The organism is Paenibacillus psychroresistens (assembly GCF_009728935.1).
In the GTDB taxonomy this organism is placed as follows: Bacteria; Bacillota; Bacilli; order Paenibacillales; family NBRC-103111; genus Paenibacillus_AC; species Paenibacillus_AC psychroresistens.
This window is the reverse complement of record NZ_CP034235.1, coordinates 4,546,690-4,561,878: the sequence shown is the minus strand read 5'-3', so window position 1 is coordinate 4,561,878 and position 15,189 is coordinate 4,546,690. Positions and strand designations below refer to the sequence as shown.

Sequence of the window (15,189 nt, the reverse complement as noted above, 5' to 3'; positions counted from 1 at the left end):
AGAGCTTAATTATGCAAATTTTGATTATTGATGATGATGAATCCACACAATTTCTCTTAAGAAATTTATTGGAGCTGGAAGGCTATGAAGATATTATAGTGACGAATTCTTCCGAATCAGCCATGGAATTATTAGGAATCAGCGGGTTCAACAACGATGCAATAGAACCTAATCTGATTATTCTGGATCTGCATTTACCCGACTTGGATGGGATTCAAACCTGCATGCGTATTTTAGGTGTTGAGAAATTTCAGGATATTCCAATCATTATGCTTACCGGGAGTTCAGAAAAAGCTTCTTTGCGCAAAGCTTTTGATGCGGGTGCTGTGGATTATATTACAAAGCCGTTTGATAGTATCGAGCTGATCTCTCGAGTTCGCTCAGCGCTCAAATTGAAGCACGAAGTCGATTTAAGAAAAACGCGAGAGGCTGAACTGTTGGAAACCAACCAAATCCTAGAAGAATTTGTTGCTAGATTAAAACAAGCTAGTGACACAGATGGATTAACCTTGGTGGCCAACCGCCGTTGCTTTGACGAGAATTTAATAAAAGAATTTCAGCGGATTAAGCGAATGAATTTTCAGGCAGAAGCAAAATTAACACTGTCTTTGATCTTATTGGACGTAGATCATTTCAAAAAATACAATGACAATTATGGTCATGTTGAAGGCGACTACTGTTTGCAACGTGTGGCTAGAACACTGACTGAGGAATTAAACCGGCCAGGTGATCTTGTGGCTCGTTATGGTGGAGAGGAATTTGTTATTCTACTGCCTAACACAACCTTGGAGGAAGCCAGATCGGTTGCTGAGCGTTTGCGCAAGGCTGTGGAGGATATGCAAATTAAACATGCTTTCTCATCTACCAGTCCTCATGTAACTATTAGTCTAGGTGTCGCTTCACTAATTCCAGATGATAACGTTACCTTGAATTTATTCGTAGATTCTGCGGATAAGGCCATGTATCAAGCCAAAACAACAGGCCGCAACCGCGTTGTTACGTTTTAAATACGGTTTATCTCATTCGCCCTCATTTGAGGGTTTTTTGTTGTTTAATTTTCCTCATGTGATCCAACAGTAAGACGTATACGTATCTATAGTAATTGCTAAACATCAAAAATCAGTTGTTTCAAAAAAATCAATATGGGTTAAACAAAAAATAGTTAATAATACTAATTGCTCGGATATCTATTGTTTCTTGAAGGGAGGTGATTATGGTGAGTAATTATACTTCACACGCTCATAGATTTTTAAGCAAGCTGGGTCGTTTGAAAATTTTGCACTTAATTGTTTTTTCAATTGTTACATTGCTTGTTTTGTTGGTTTATCACCCTGATAAGGCTGATGCAAGTCTAGGGGGGTTATTACCGGTAGAAGTACCGATATTATCCCAATTAGAGCCATCGCCTACTAATACACCAACTCCACAGCAGTCAACAGCGGCACAAGCAACTCCAACACCGGCAGCTTCCCTTTTGGAAGTAGTAGTACCCCAAATTGATTTGGGACTACCCGGAATTGAGGTCAAGCTACCTGAAACACAGGTACTTGATGTGAAATTACCGGAGAGCGGGAATATTCTTCCACAAATTAAAATCGAGCTGCCTGCTGTTGAAGTACCTAAGGTGGATTTACCATTAGTAAGCCTACCTCCGATACAAATCAACCTTCCAGCAATTTTGATACCTGAAGTGGAATTATTAATTCCTGTTCAGCCTGTTGTAACGGTTGAATCTAAACCAATTGAGATTAAAGTTCCGTCTGTACAGGTTAATGTACCACAGCTGCAAGTAAAGTCGATTGATAACCAAACATCGACTCCAACACAAACTCCTTCTCCACAGCATGTTGAGCCTAGCTTGCAGCCTATTGAAACGAATGCTGCAACAGCAACTCCAACTATTAAGGAAAAAGAAGCAGTTGTGAAAAAACCAGACAAGCTAGTTAAAACAGAACCAAGGAGTCAAACTACAAACGATTCCAAAACGGATAAAGTAACTAAGGTTCCTTTACCGCATAAAGATCAAGGTCCCTATCGTCTTCCGATAGAAGCAATATGGGTTAATACGACTACCGGCACAGCTGGTAATGGCAATGGATTGGTATCAACTAACGGGCCTGTTGGATTTGCTTCACAGGTTTTCATTATTAGTGATACAGACACAATAAACTATTCCATCAGCAGTCGTGTCTATTACACAATATTTGCTAAATCGGATCAATGGGCGCAAGCCCCGCCTGGTCAACCACCTAAAAATTTCTCCGCTCAACCCAAAAAGAGTAAATAATCTTTTTAAAATGAGATGGAGGAATTTAAAATGACAAACAAACTAATAACAAACGGTAAAAGCATATTGAAGGTAGTCGTCCTGTCGGGAGCTTTATTCACTGGTTTATTTACAGCAAGTCACGTATCTCACGCATCCGGATTACTTGGTTTAGATTTAGGTGCTGCTATTAATGTAGAAGCAAATGTAAATCTCGATAGTCAACTGGATAGCAGGAATCAAACAAATGACAGCACTGTAAACGATATTCGAGCCAGCAATTCCGACACAGCGTCAGATGTAGATACTTCCCTCCAAGCAAATGTAGCTGTTGCTGCTCAAGCAGATGCAACAAGCACTACGAAAAGCGATGAAGGAAACTGGAATCACGCTAACGGCGATAGCAATACAGCTACTAACGTGGATTCAGCTCTTCAAGCAAACGTAGCTGTTGCTGCTCAAGTAGATGCAACAAGCACAAGCACTACGAAAAGCGATGAAGGAAACTGGAATCAGGCTAACAGCGATAGCAATACCGCTACTAACGTGGATTCAGCTCTTCAAGCAAACGTAGCTGTTGCTGCTCAAGTAGATGCAACAAGCACAAGCACTACGAAAAGCGATGAAGGAAACTGGAATCAGGCTAACAGTGATAGCAATACCGCTACTAACGTGGATTCAGCTCTTCAAGCAAACGTAGCTGTTGCTGCTCAAGTAGATGCAACAAGCACAAGCACTACGAAAAGCGATGAAGGAAACTGGAATCAGGCTAACAGCGATAGCAATACCGCTACTAACGTGGATTCAGCTCTTCAAGCAAACGTAGCTGTTGCTGCTCAAGTAGATGCAACAAGCACAAGCACTACGAAAAACGATGAAGGAAACTGGAATCGGGCTAATAGCGATAGCAATACCGCTACTAACGTGGATTCAGCTCTTCAAGCAAACGTAGCTGTTGCTGCACAGGCAGATGCAACGAGTACTACGAAAAGCACTCATTCTACAAAAAACAAAAAAGGTAACTGGAATCGTTCAGACAGCCGTGGGAACACAGCATCTGATCTTGATTCCTCCCTTCAAGCAAACGTAGACTTGTCGCTACAAGCAGAAGCAGACAGCAACAACTCATACAACTCGCACGAAGGTAACTGGAATCGTTCAGACAGCCGTGAAAACACAGCATCTGATCTTGATTCCTCCCTTCAAGCAAACGTAGACTTGTCGCTACAAGCAGAAGCAGTCAGCAACAACTCATACAACTCGCACGAAGGTAATTGGAATCGTTCAGACAGCCGTGGGAACACAGCATCTGATCTTGATTCCTCCCTTCAAGCAAACGTAGACTTGTCGCTACAAGCAGAAGCAGACAGCAACAACTCATACAACTCGCACGAAGGTAACTGGAATCGTTCAGACAGCCGTGGAAACACAGCAACTGATCTAGATTCTTCCCTTCAAGCAAACGTAGACTTGTCGCTACAAGCAGAAGCAGTCAGCAACAACTCATACAACTCGCACGAAGGTAACTGGAATCGTTCAGACAGCCGTGGAAACACAGCAACTGATCTAGATTCTTCCCTTCAAGCAAGGTTAGATTTATTGTTTATAACATATGCTAACAATCACTATAATGAGTAATTGCTGTTGAGGTCAAAGCTTAATTAACTAATATAAATCAAATGTCCTATAAGTGAAACTACTTATGGGACATTTGATTTTTAAAGCATATTAGTATAAGCAATATAGAAGAGATGCCATTCTAAATAATTTGCATTAACTGATTTAGTGCCCGGGAGCAAAAACTGAGCGAAAGGGATAAAGGCCAAAAGGATAGGGTAAGCATCATCTTCTCAAGCTTGAAAATGGATCATTTACATACCCCCATAGGGTATGTTAAACTAATAATTACAAAGTGAGGTGATACTGTGGTAGATGAGGATATACAAACAACTGCTGCTAGCCATTGCTCAACGGAATCGATTAGAAAAAGTCATCATTCGGATAAGACGAAAAGCAACTTAATTTCACGTTTGAACCGAATTGAAGGGCAAATACGTGGAGTTAAAGGTCTGATTGAAAAGGATACTTATTGCGATGACGTGTTGAATCAAATTGCTGCCATTCAAGCTGCGTTGAATAGTACTGGGCGGCTGCTGCTCGAAGGCCATATGCGAAGCTGCGTAGTGGAAAGAATTACGGAAGGCGATCACACTGTGCTTGATGAGCTGCTTATTACGATGAATAAATTGATGAAATAATAATTGGAGGGAATAATATGCAAAATGTAACATTAAAGGTTGAAGGAATGTCTTGTGGTCATTGTGTTAGTTCGGTTGAAGGTGCGATTAGCAAGCTAGGAGCAACAGGCAAGGTAGACTTAGCTAATAAATCGGTTTTTATTGAGTATGAGGAAGCTAAACTAACATTGAAATCGTTAGAAGAAGCGATTGAAGATCAGGGCTATGATGTCATAAAGTAAAAAAATTTATCTTCTAATATACCCTAATGGGGTATGTAGAAACGAGGTAATAAAATGGAAGAAACCAAGCAAATCAATTTTGATATCTCAGGTATGACATGTGCTGCATGTGCGACACGAATTGAAAAAGGCTTAAACAAGCTGGAAGGAGTATCCCTTGTAACTGTTAATTTAGCGCTTGAAACAGCTCATGTGGAGTACGCGCCTAAGGATATAACGCTTCAAGCAATGATGGATAAAGTTTCGCACCTAGGCTATCAGGCCAATATGAGGGAAGAACACAAAGCAACGATGGATCAAAGGGAACGAGAAATGAAAAGCCAGCGGCTCAAATTTATTGTGGCTGCGATCTTATCACTCCCCTTATTATGGGCAATGGTGGGACATTTCACTTTCACATCTTTCATTACTGTGCCAGAATTGTTAATGAATCCTTGGTTTCAGCTCGCTTTGGCTTCTCCAGTACAATTTGTGATTGGTAAGCAATTTTATATCGGTGCTTATAAAGCAGTGCGTAATCTTAGCGCAAATATGGATGTTCTGATTGTATTAGGAACCTCGGCTGCTTACTTATATAGTTTATACGGAACTTTTAAATGGGAGTTCAGCATATCGCATCATCCCGCACAGCTGTATTACGAAACCAGTGCCATTCTAATTACTTTGATCATTCTCGGTAAGTTATTCGAGACTAAAGCTCGTGGCAGAACCTCGGAAGCGATCAAGTCTTTAATGAGCTTACAGGCCAAAACGGCTTTGGTTTCTCGAGAGGGTCAAGAAGTCAATTTACCCATTGAGCAAGTACAAGTAGGAGATATAATAATCGTAAAGCCAGGCGAGAAGATTCCGGTGGATGGCCGTATAATCGATGGTTTTTCGTCTCTAGACGAATCGATGCTTACTGGAGAAAGCATTCCTGTAGAGAAAGTCATTGGAGATTCGGTAGTAGGTGCTACACTGAACAAAAATGGACGCCTCCGTATCCAAGCTACACAAGTAGGAGAGGCAACAGTATTGGCTCAAATCATCAAAGTTGTAGAGGATGCACAAGGCTCTAAGGCTCCTATCCAACGAATAGCTGATAAGATCTCAGCTGTTTTTGTACCGATTGTAATTGCGATTGCAGCTTTAACTTTTATAGTCTGGTATTTTTGGATCTCGCCTGATGAATTTGCGCAGGCGCTTGAGAATGCAATTGCTGTTCTTGTTATTGCTTGTCCATGTGCGCTTGGTTTAGCAACTCCCACTTCGATCATGGCTGGCTCTGGCAGAGCTGCGGAATATGGTATTTTGTTTAAAGGTGGAGAGCATTTGGAAGCCACACATCAGCTGAAGGTGATACTGCTTGATAAAACAGGTACAATTACCAATGGACATCCCAAGCTGACAAATGTACTGCCTAGTCGTCTGGATAGAGTTGAATTCCTGCAATTAGTAGGTTCAGCGGAGATGGGATCGGAGCATCCACTTGCTCAAGCAATCGTCCAGGGAATTAAAGCGGAGGGAATTGAGCTGCTTGAGCTGGAATTCTTTGAAGCTTTACCTGGTTTCGGTATTCATGCTAAGGTCGCGGCTAATGATATTTGGGTGGGAACACGTGAATTAATGTCCAACCATGGTATTCAGATAGCGAATGAACAGGAAATGAGGTTACTTGAAAACACGGGGAAAACAGCCATGATAGTCGCAATTAATGATGAGTTTGCCGGTATTATAGCAGTTGCAGATACTGTAAAAGATAGCTCGCGTGAAGCAATCAATCGTCTTATACACTTGGGTATTAAAGTAGTCATGATTACAGGTGATAATATTAGATCTGCTAAGGCTATTGCAGATCAGGTAGGCATACAGATTATACTGGCTGGGATTTTACCGGAAGGTAAAGCTCTGGAGGTTAAGAAGATGCAAGAAACAGGCTATAAGGTAGGCATGGTGGGAGATGGGATCAATGATGCTCCAGCTTTAGCGATTGCAGATATAGGCATCGCAATTGGTACAGGCACGGATGTAGCCATGGCTGCTGCTGATATTACATTAATTCGCGGAGATTTGAGAAGCATTGCAGACGCAATAACCATTAGCCGAATAACGATGAAGAATATTAAGCAGAATTTGTTCTGGGCGTTAGCCTTTAATACATTGGGTATCCCAATTGCTGCTTTAGGCTTATTAGCACCATGGGTTGCAGGTGCAGCTATGGCTTTAAGCTCGGTATCGGTTGTACTAAATTCACTTCGTCTACAGAAAATTAAGCTATAATCGATAAAAGAGGTGTAAGGCAGCAATGAGTTACTTCAGTCAAATTCTATTAAATAATGTAATTCCGCTTTGTATTATGATTTGCATAGGTGCTATCCTCCAAAAAATATTCCGTTTGGATATAAAAACTTTATCAAAGCTGAATTTCTATTTATTTTCACCAGTAATCGTTTTTAAAATGTTATATGAATCTACGATTTCTGGCAGTATTCTGCTACAGGTCCTGCTTTTCGTCTTTATTTCTCTCCTATTATTAGCGGGGATTGCTGAGATTATTATGCTATTTCGCAGATATAAAGCAGGAATGCGGACTGCGATGAGGAATAGTGTGATTTTCTATAATAGTGCAAATTATGCCATTCCATTGAATCAGCTGGTCTTTGTAGGTGATGCCTTTACCATGTCTATTCAAATTATCGTGATGATGGTGCAAAACCTACTTCCTAGTACTTACGGGGTTTATAGTGTGAATTCACACAAAAATGACTTGAAAGCAACTTTGCGAACGGTTTTTTCTATGCCCTCCATTTACACAATTCCGTTAGCTTTTCTGATGAAGGGCTTTTCAGTCCCCATTCCGAATACTATTTATATTCCGATAAATTATATATCTCAGGCTTTTATAGCTATTGCATTAGTGACTTTAGGTGTGCAGCTTGGCACAATGAAATGGCAGATTAAATTTTCAGATGTGATGATTTCCAATTTTTTAAGGTTGATTATGGGGCCGGCGATAGGCTTTCTAGTTGTTTACCTGCTCGATATTCATGGGGTAATGGCCAAAGCACTTATTCTATCTTCTGCAGTTCCTACTTCACTGAATAGTGTCTTGCTTGCAGTCGAGTTCGATAATGAACCGGAATTTGCCTCTCAAGCGATATTTTCATCTACTATTTTCAGTATCTTTACGGTAACGCTAGTTATCTACTTACTTCAATTTATACACTAAAAAGGACTAACTTATAAAAAGTTAATCCTCAGGTTAATTTCTATACATTCCACTTAGACTAGGGTTGAAATTTGTTTGCTTGCTCTTCTGCAAAATCGCCAATAACCGGCAGTTTAAACAGATTGCCTTGATAGGCTTGGTACAAGAGAAAAAGCCATAAAATGAAAAAGATCGGAGCAAGCAATAAAGTTAGCAGCCAGCCTATGATTGGGAGAAATCCTAATACCATATTAAGAATAATGTAGACAGCTGAAATGAGAATCGATTGAAAGGCATGGAATCTAACAAATTTACTTTCTTTTTCGATCACTAAGAATATGATGCCTGTTACCAATCCAAAAACATAAGTTACCAATGCGGCTACATTTTCATCCATTCCTGTTGATGATTTCCCTTTTACTTCGGACAAACTACTCAGCTCCTTTTATAATCTACTATTGTTTACATATGTATTCGCGATAATTTAATTTATCACCGCTTTTACTATTATTAAACAATGAAATTATAGAAACCTAAGCTACACTTTATTTTTTTTCAATAACGGTCGAACCCAAATCCAAAAGAAGCTAAAGTTAATTAAAATCACTAAGCTGGTTAATAAAAAAGGTAAAGTATAATTTTTTTGTGTCAGGATAAGTCCAGTCAAGTAAGTAGAAGCAGCAAAGCCTAAGCTGCGAAACACAGAGCGCATCCCTGCAAAGAGGTTGCGCTTTTCTTCTGTAACCGCAGACATGGATTGGCTTTCTGTCATGTTATTCAACAAGGTAAATACTCCACTCCGCATGAACAAAATTCCAATGAAAATAGGATTAGGAAGCACCATGTAGAGTGAAAAAGCCGCTAAAATATTGACCATATAAACGGCAAGAAAACTTTTAGCAATACCAAAACGTGTGAACATATAGGGCATTATTAAGGAACCTGCAAATAGGAACAATCCGTTTATTGTTAAAGCAAACGAGACCCATTCATCGCTCCAATTCATGCGGAATTTGACTATAATATTAATGAAATTTGCAATCCAGCCAAAAGCAAAGCCAGACAGCAGAATGAAAATCGATAAGATCAAGATGGAATGATTTTTTGGGGATTTGTTTATTGGAATTAACGGATCCTTAGTTTCATTTATTAAAGGAGATATCCACACAGGCTCTTTGGGTAGCCAAACTGCCCTTAGCAAAGCATTTAAAAGTAAAACACCGGCTGCAACTAGCAATGAGCTTTGATAAATAGTTGTGCTGCCGCCTAACCATTGGGGTAGAATACCGCCGATCAAGGTGCCGAAGCCTGTAAAAAGCGTGAATATAGCAAATAATAGGCTAAATGATTGCGTTTCTTCTTTCTTTGATTTGCAGTAACGAAATAATAATTGAATCTCCGAAGTGACCAATAACGTCACTCCAAAGGATTGGAGAGTTTGGGCCGTATAGAATACCCAGAGCTTAGTGCCAAGTCCAAAGCATAAATAGCTTATGCCCATCAAAACAAGCCCACATACCAGCATTCTTTTTCTGCCCCAATAATTAGCAAGAAGCCCAGAAGGAATCCCAATCAATCCCATTATTAATGCGCCAATGGATGAAAGTCGTCCAATTTCAGTTTCGTTTATACCTAAGTCTAATAAATGTAAATTTAAAACGAGCGTATAAAGCCCAATTCCTGTCCCAAGTAAGATTTCACTTATAATGAAACGACGGACGCCAGAGGATAAGCCCCGTAGTTCTTGTATATAATTATGCATGGTAGCTATATTCCTTTCCTTACATTGATTAAAGCATTTAGTAAGTATATACCAGAACCAACCTTTTGTTAATTTGAATGATTCAAAATGCATCTTTTAGGGTAAACAATAAATAGGGCAAAAACGCCGCTTAACATTAGATTCAGGAGGTGCACATATGAGTAACACTATTCATCTAAAAGAGAGATCAACAGGATCAACTAAATCATCATTAAAACAATTGAGAGCACAGGGAGATATCCCAGCGGTTGTTTATGGGCAGGAAATTGGCAGCTTACAAGTGACCGTAAATGAAAAAGAAATTGTTGCAGCTATGAAACGCAATTCTCGTGCAATCCTTGAGGTTGTATTACCTTCTAATCAGAAGCATCCTGTCTTGATTCAGGAATTTCAACGAGATTCAATAAGCGGCAAATTGCTACATATTGATTTTCATCAAATTAACATGAATAAGAATATTGAAACGCTTGTAACCATTCATTTTGCTGGAGATCCAGTTGGAGTGAAGGAAGGCGGTATTCTTCAAGTTGAGACTCATGCAGTTTTAGTTCGTTGTATGCCGAAAAAGCTTCCAGATACAATCGAAATAGACATAACTAAATTAACAATTGGAGATCACGTTCTGGTTTCTGATCTAAAGGTTGATTCAGGTGTAGAGATTCTAACAGAACCAACTACAATACTTGTAACGATTCTAGCTGTTCAAAAGCTGGATGAAACACTTGATTCATCCGTTCCTACTGAAGAAGAAGTTGCGGCAGAAGCCAAAGAAACAGCAGAAGCCAAATAATAAGTTTAGATATGATGAGCTTGGCCTAGCGGCCAAGCTCATTTTTTGGATACAAAGGAATAATGTTGTTAAAACAATAATTCCATATTATAATTGGTTAAGCGTTTAATTAAGGGTGATAACATATGAAAAGAATTACTATTAAAGATGTTGCGAGGGTAGCAGGTGTTTCAACAGCAGCCATTTCTTATGCACTAAATGGAAAAGAGTCGAAGGTTTCAACAGGTACATTAATGAAAATTCAAGAGGCGGTTGCTTTGCTAAACTACATTCCTGACTTTTCTGCAAGAAGTCTTGTGAATAAAAAATCGTATCTGATTGGAGTTGTCATTCCAGAGACAGAGGAGCATAACCAAATGATTCTTGAGAACCCTTTCTACAGCGAAATTGTAAGCGCTATCGAAAGTGAACTCCGGAAGCATAATTATCATCTTATTCTAACTGGCACCGATAAAGGAAAGGGTTATTTTGATCTCTCTATGCAAAGAAATCTGGATGGTGCCATTATTATGGGGATATATCATGAGAGTTTTTATGAAGAGCTAAAAAAGGTGAATATTCCGATTATCCTAATTGATAGCTATATAAACGATACGTATTTCAAAAAAATTGGCATTGATGATAGGTGTGGCGGTGGATTAGCTACTAGACATTTAATTGAGAACGGACACACGCAGATTGCCATTGTAACAGGGGAAATAAAAAGGAATGGCGTTGTGGAGGAGCGGTTCTTGGGATATCAAGATGCTCTTGCAGAAGCGAATTTATCCTATAGTTTGGAATATGTATTTGAGGAATCAACAAGTTATGAGCATGGTGTACTAGCAGGAAAGCGAATTGCGAGTAATCATCCGGAAATTACAGGGGTATTTGCAACAGCAGATATCGTTGCTTTTGGCATCATAAGTGGTTTAAACGAATGTGGGAAACGTGTTCCTGATGATATTTCTGTCATTGGTTTTGATGATATTACCATGTCGAGAATGTTTATCCCTCCATTAACTACCATTCATCAGGATATTAAAGCCAAAGGCATCCAAGCAGTGAATTGTTTAATACAAGCGATTCAATGTATTGCTTCGAATGATCACGAGAAAATTACTTTGCCGCTGAGTTTGATGGAAAGGCAATCGGTAAAAAAAATATGAAAGTCTCTTTGCGCGCTAAACTCATTATTGGTTTTTGTGCCGTTACGATTCCAATGTTTATCTTATTAATGTATAACAATTATTATGCAATGAAGGTTGTTCGTACCCAAGTTGGACAGTCAAATAAAAATTTGTTATCGATGTATATGAATCAAATGGATAGTACATTTGAAGCAATCGATAATTATTTATACACCTTTATTCTGAAGGATTTCGGCCTAGGGGATTATTCCGATTTGGCACTTTTTAGTCAAAACAATTCCGATAATAATGAATATTTTTTGGCAAAGGTACGGTTACAGAATAAGTTGAACATGGATCTTAATAATTTCAAGAATGCCAACATGTTTTTTGTTTATTCCTTAAAGGATCATGATTTATTAAGTACATCCTTTCTTGGTTCAGAAATTGAAAAGTTACAATCCGTTAGTAAAGATTTGATTTTGTATATGCTTGAGAATGAAGCTAAGGAGTTTAAGGATAACCGGTGGAAACTGATTCGTAGTGGTGGTGAGGCGGCGTTGATCAGACTTGTTAGAACAGAGTTCGATCAGATAATAGGGGCATGGATCGATGTTAGCAATCTGATGGTTCCACTGAATTACCTAAATCTAGGTCAGCAAGGGCAAGCAATAATTGTCTCAAACGAAGGCGTTCCATTGACTAGGGTGACTATTGAAGCGATGAACAAGCCAGACTTCAGAATGACGCTTCCTAATGAACAAGATTTATATAGTACCTTATCGATGGGAACAAATTATTTGCTTGTGGATACCAAATCCCAGCATGGGGATATTCATTTAGCCGTACTTATTCCGGAGAGCACACTTTTACAGCAGCTGCCTTACTTTCAAAGGCTTATTTTTATTATTCCATTGATGGGCTTAGTCATTTTGGCTATTTATTTAGTGTTTTTGCAAAATATATTGTTGAAGCCAATGAAGCAGCTGATCAAGGGAATGCGACGTATAAAGCAGGGGGAATTAGAAACACGGCTATCTGGAGATAAATCCAAGGAATTTATGTTAATCAATGAAACGTTTAATGATATGGTCGATCAGATCCAAGGATTAAAAATTAATGTTTATGAAGAACATATTCTCACACAGAAAGCAGAATTAAAACACTTGCAAGTGCAAATTAATCCGCATTTCTTATTGAACTCCATTAATATCATTTATAATCTGGCCGAATTAAAGAAAAACGACTTGATTAAGAAATTATCAACTCATCTTGCCGATTATTTTCGGTTTATTACACGGACTAATTTATCGAAAGTGAAAATTTTCCAAGAAATCAACCATATTGAAAGTTACTTGGAAATTCAGCAGCTTCGTTTTCCGTTATATTTACGCTATGAGACTTTTGTGGAACCAGGCTTGGAGGATGTAGAGATCCTGCCGCTTATCATTCAGCCTTTTGTAGAAAATGCTGTGATTCATGGGTTCCAGATGAGCGATGAGATTTTTTGCATACGTGTGTCGATTACAAGGTCGAAGGAGCATCCAGAAAGTTTATATGAAGTGGAAATTGGCGATAACGGTAATGGTATAGAGCCTGGGAAATTAATTGAGCTGCAGCAAGAGGATTTACAGTCGGATTATGGTGAATACCATCTTGGTATTTGGAACGTTCGCCATCGCTTGAATTTACAGTATGGTGAGATTTCTCAGCTACGATTTGAGCCAGGTAATCCAAAAGGGACTATCATTCGTCTAGTAATTCCAATTCAATTTGGAGGGGAAAACCATGTATAAGCTGCTTATTGTAGATGATGAAATGTTTGCTGTAGAAGGTATTGAAGTAGGAGTGGATTGGCTTAAGCTTGATTTTACAGAAATTCATAAAGCCTATAATGCAGCGCAGGCAAAGAAGATTATGCTTGGCAATAGGATTGATATCATTATCTGTGATATCGAAATGCCGGGTGAGAACGGTATTGAATTCATGGAATGGGTTAAAGAGCGATTTCCTGGAATTGAGGCCATTTTCTTAACCTGTCATGCTGATTTTAAATATGCTCAAAGAGCCATTCAGCTTGGGAGCTTTGAGTATCTCTTAAAGCCTGTTGAATTTGAGGTGCTGGGGAAAACAGTTGAGAAGGCGCTTGGGAAATTAATAATTGAGAGAAAAACCAAGCAGTTAATTGATGATAATTTGCAATATTTTGATTTATGGAAAACAAAAAAGCCAGTCCTCTTTGAAAGATTCTGGCAAGATTTGTTCTGGCAACGAATTATCCCAACAACGAATCATATCGAGAGTGCTCTGGCTTCGAATTTGATGCCGCTTTCTATCCATAGTAAAGTACTGCTTATCATGCTTAGTATTGAACAATGGGGAAAAAAGCTGAATTCACGAGATGAAGAAATAATGGAATATGCACTGCGAAACGCTGCTGCTGAAATGATTTTAGGTGAGCTCCCAGGGCAGGTTCTACAAGATCGAAACGGTGTTCATTTTGTTTTGTTATATGCAGATGACTCGCATAAACCCACTGTCACCTTTGAGCAAATTAAGAAGAATAGCAAATCATATATTGACGCCTGCTCAAAGTATCTTTTCTGCAGTATTTCCTGTTATATCGGCGAATGGGTTTCACTCCATACTGTGTGGCAATCCTATAATATATTACTGCAAATGGAGCATAATAACGTAACTTTGTCTAAATCCATTCTTTTCTCTAAAGAACAACCAGGGACTCAACAGGCATTGCAGCTCCCAGCTTTGTTTGAATGGTCGGAGTTAATGGAGCTGGGAAAAACCGATGAGCTGGATCGCCTTGCTATTAATATGTTTGGACAATTGCGTAAGGAATCGAATGTCAGGTCGGAAACCCTAAGCACTCTCTATCATGCCTTGCTTCAAACGATATATTATGTGCTGCACAAGCGGAGTATTTCTGTACAAGCGATATTTGCTAATGGTGAAGCTTTGGACCAGGCGTTGGCGATTAGATCATTGGATCAGCTTCAAGATTGGACTAAACGAATCTTTAGAATGGTGACGGAACATCTGATAGCCGTTGAACGAGGGTCTACAGTTGTAGATAAAGTAAAATATTATATTGCAGAGCATATATTTGATGAAATTTCACGGGATGATCTAGCCGTTTGTGTACATATCAATTCCTCATATCTGTCACGATTATTCAAGAAAGAAGCAGGCGTTAGTTTGACAGATTATATTGTTCAAGAACGTATGAAACATGCGAGAGATTTGCTCATTCATTCGGATGAGATGATCAGCAACATCGCTAAATCCTTCCATTACACAAACTTTTCTCACTTCTCCAAAATGTTTCGTAAATATTACGGAATGAATCCACAGGATTATCGCAAGCAATTTTATAAAGAGCTGCCTTCAAAGCGAAACTAAAATATTTACTTCTTAAAAGTCGGGATCTTCTCCGGCTTTTTTTATATTTTGAATGTCACAATACGTATAGCGTATGTCATTAGATGTGTAGTCCGTTGATTTGATAACGGTTATGATCTAAGTACAGCAAGCAGACAAATAGAAAAGGGGGGATGTAACTTGATACCCGCAAAAACCGT

General features: G+C 39.0%; 13 protein-coding genes. 11 read left to right on the top strand and 2 right to left on the bottom strand.

The features are described 5' to 3' along the window. Positions 1–11 precede the first annotated feature (11 nt). From EHS13_RS20995 to EHS13_RS20970, 7 genes are all read left to right on the top strand, one after another. The gene (locus EHS13_RS20995) at positions 12–1,007 is read left to right on the top strand and encodes a diguanylate cyclase (protein WP_162463183.1); all 996 of its coding nucleotides are present in this window, start codon (positions 12–14) and stop codon (positions 1,005–1,007) included. Between the two features lie 206 nt (positions 1,008–1,213). After that, positions 1,214–2,287: a hypothetical protein gene (locus EHS13_RS20990; RefSeq protein ID WP_155702268.1), complete on the top strand. Its 1,074-nt coding sequence runs from the start codon at positions 1,214–1,216 to the stop codon at positions 2,285–2,287. Positions 2,288–2,317: 30 nt separating this feature from the next. Beyond that, positions 2,318–3,904 (top strand): hypothetical protein, encoded by a 1,587-nt coding sequence (locus EHS13_RS20985; RefSeq protein WP_155702267.1) that lies wholly within the window; start codon positions 2,318–2,320, stop codon positions 3,902–3,904. A 287-nt stretch (positions 3,905–4,191) separates the two neighbouring features. Then, positions 4,192–4,524, top strand: a complete 333-nt coding sequence (locus EHS13_RS20980) for a metal-sensitive transcriptional regulator (RefSeq protein WP_155702266.1) — start codon at positions 4,192–4,194, stop codon at positions 4,522–4,524. Between the two features lie 17 nt (positions 4,525–4,541). Continuing rightward, entirely contained in the window at positions 4,542–4,745 is a 204-nt protein-coding gene (locus EHS13_RS36865; RefSeq protein WP_227013458.1) for a cation transporter, read from the top strand. 54 nt (positions 4,746–4,799) lie between these two features. Next, positions 4,800–7,004, top strand: a complete 2,205-nt coding sequence (locus EHS13_RS20975; RefSeq protein WP_227013457.1) for a heavy metal translocating P-type ATPase — start codon at positions 4,800–4,802, stop codon at positions 7,002–7,004. A gap of 25 nt (positions 7,005–7,029) precedes the next feature. Continuing rightward, positions 7,030–7,953: an AEC family transporter gene (locus EHS13_RS20970; RefSeq protein WP_155702265.1), complete on the top strand. Its 924-nt coding sequence runs from the start codon at positions 7,030–7,032 to the stop codon at positions 7,951–7,953. Positions 7,954–8,011: 58 nt separating this feature from the next. Here the strand turns inward: EHS13_RS20970 and EHS13_RS20965 are convergent, their stop codons facing one another. Both EHS13_RS20965 and EHS13_RS20960 read right to left on the bottom strand, forming a co-directional pair. Next, positions 8,012–8,362: a DUF4870 domain-containing protein gene (locus EHS13_RS20965; protein ID WP_319633385.1), complete on the bottom strand. Its 351-nt coding sequence runs from the start codon at positions 8,360–8,362 to the stop codon at positions 8,012–8,014. Between the two features lie 108 nt (positions 8,363–8,470). Next, a complete protein-coding gene (locus EHS13_RS20960) occupies positions 8,471–9,694 on the bottom strand; it encodes an MFS transporter (protein ID WP_162463182.1) in 1,224 nt (407 codons plus the stop codon). A gap of 157 nt (positions 9,695–9,851) precedes the next feature. On the opposite strand from EHS13_RS20960, the gene EHS13_RS20955 reads away from it, so the two are divergent. From EHS13_RS20955 to EHS13_RS20940, 4 genes are all read left to right on the top strand, one after another. After that, positions 9,852–10,484: a 50S ribosomal protein L25 gene (locus EHS13_RS20955; protein WP_155702263.1), complete on the top strand. Its 633-nt coding sequence runs from the start codon at positions 9,852–9,854 to the stop codon at positions 10,482–10,484. 125 nt (positions 10,485–10,609) lie between these two features. After that, on the top strand, positions 10,610–11,632 hold the full coding sequence (locus EHS13_RS20950; protein ID WP_155702262.1) for a LacI family DNA-binding transcriptional regulator: 1,023 nt from the start codon (positions 10,610–10,612) through the stop codon (positions 11,630–11,632). Further along, positions 11,629–13,389 carry a sensor histidine kinase gene (locus tag EHS13_RS20945; protein WP_155702261.1) on the top strand — a complete coding sequence of 587 codons (1,761 nt, stop codon included), beginning with the start codon at positions 11,629–11,631 and terminating at the stop codon, positions 13,387–13,389. The genes EHS13_RS20950 and EHS13_RS20945 overlap by 4 nt, the downstream gene beginning before the upstream one ends. After that, entirely contained in the window at positions 13,382–15,010 is a 1,629-nt protein-coding gene (locus tag EHS13_RS20940; RefSeq protein WP_155702260.1) for a response regulator transcription factor, read from the top strand. Before EHS13_RS20945 ends, EHS13_RS20940 begins: the two co-directional genes overlap by 8 nt. The last annotated feature ends 179 nt before the right edge of the window (positions 15,011–15,189 follow it).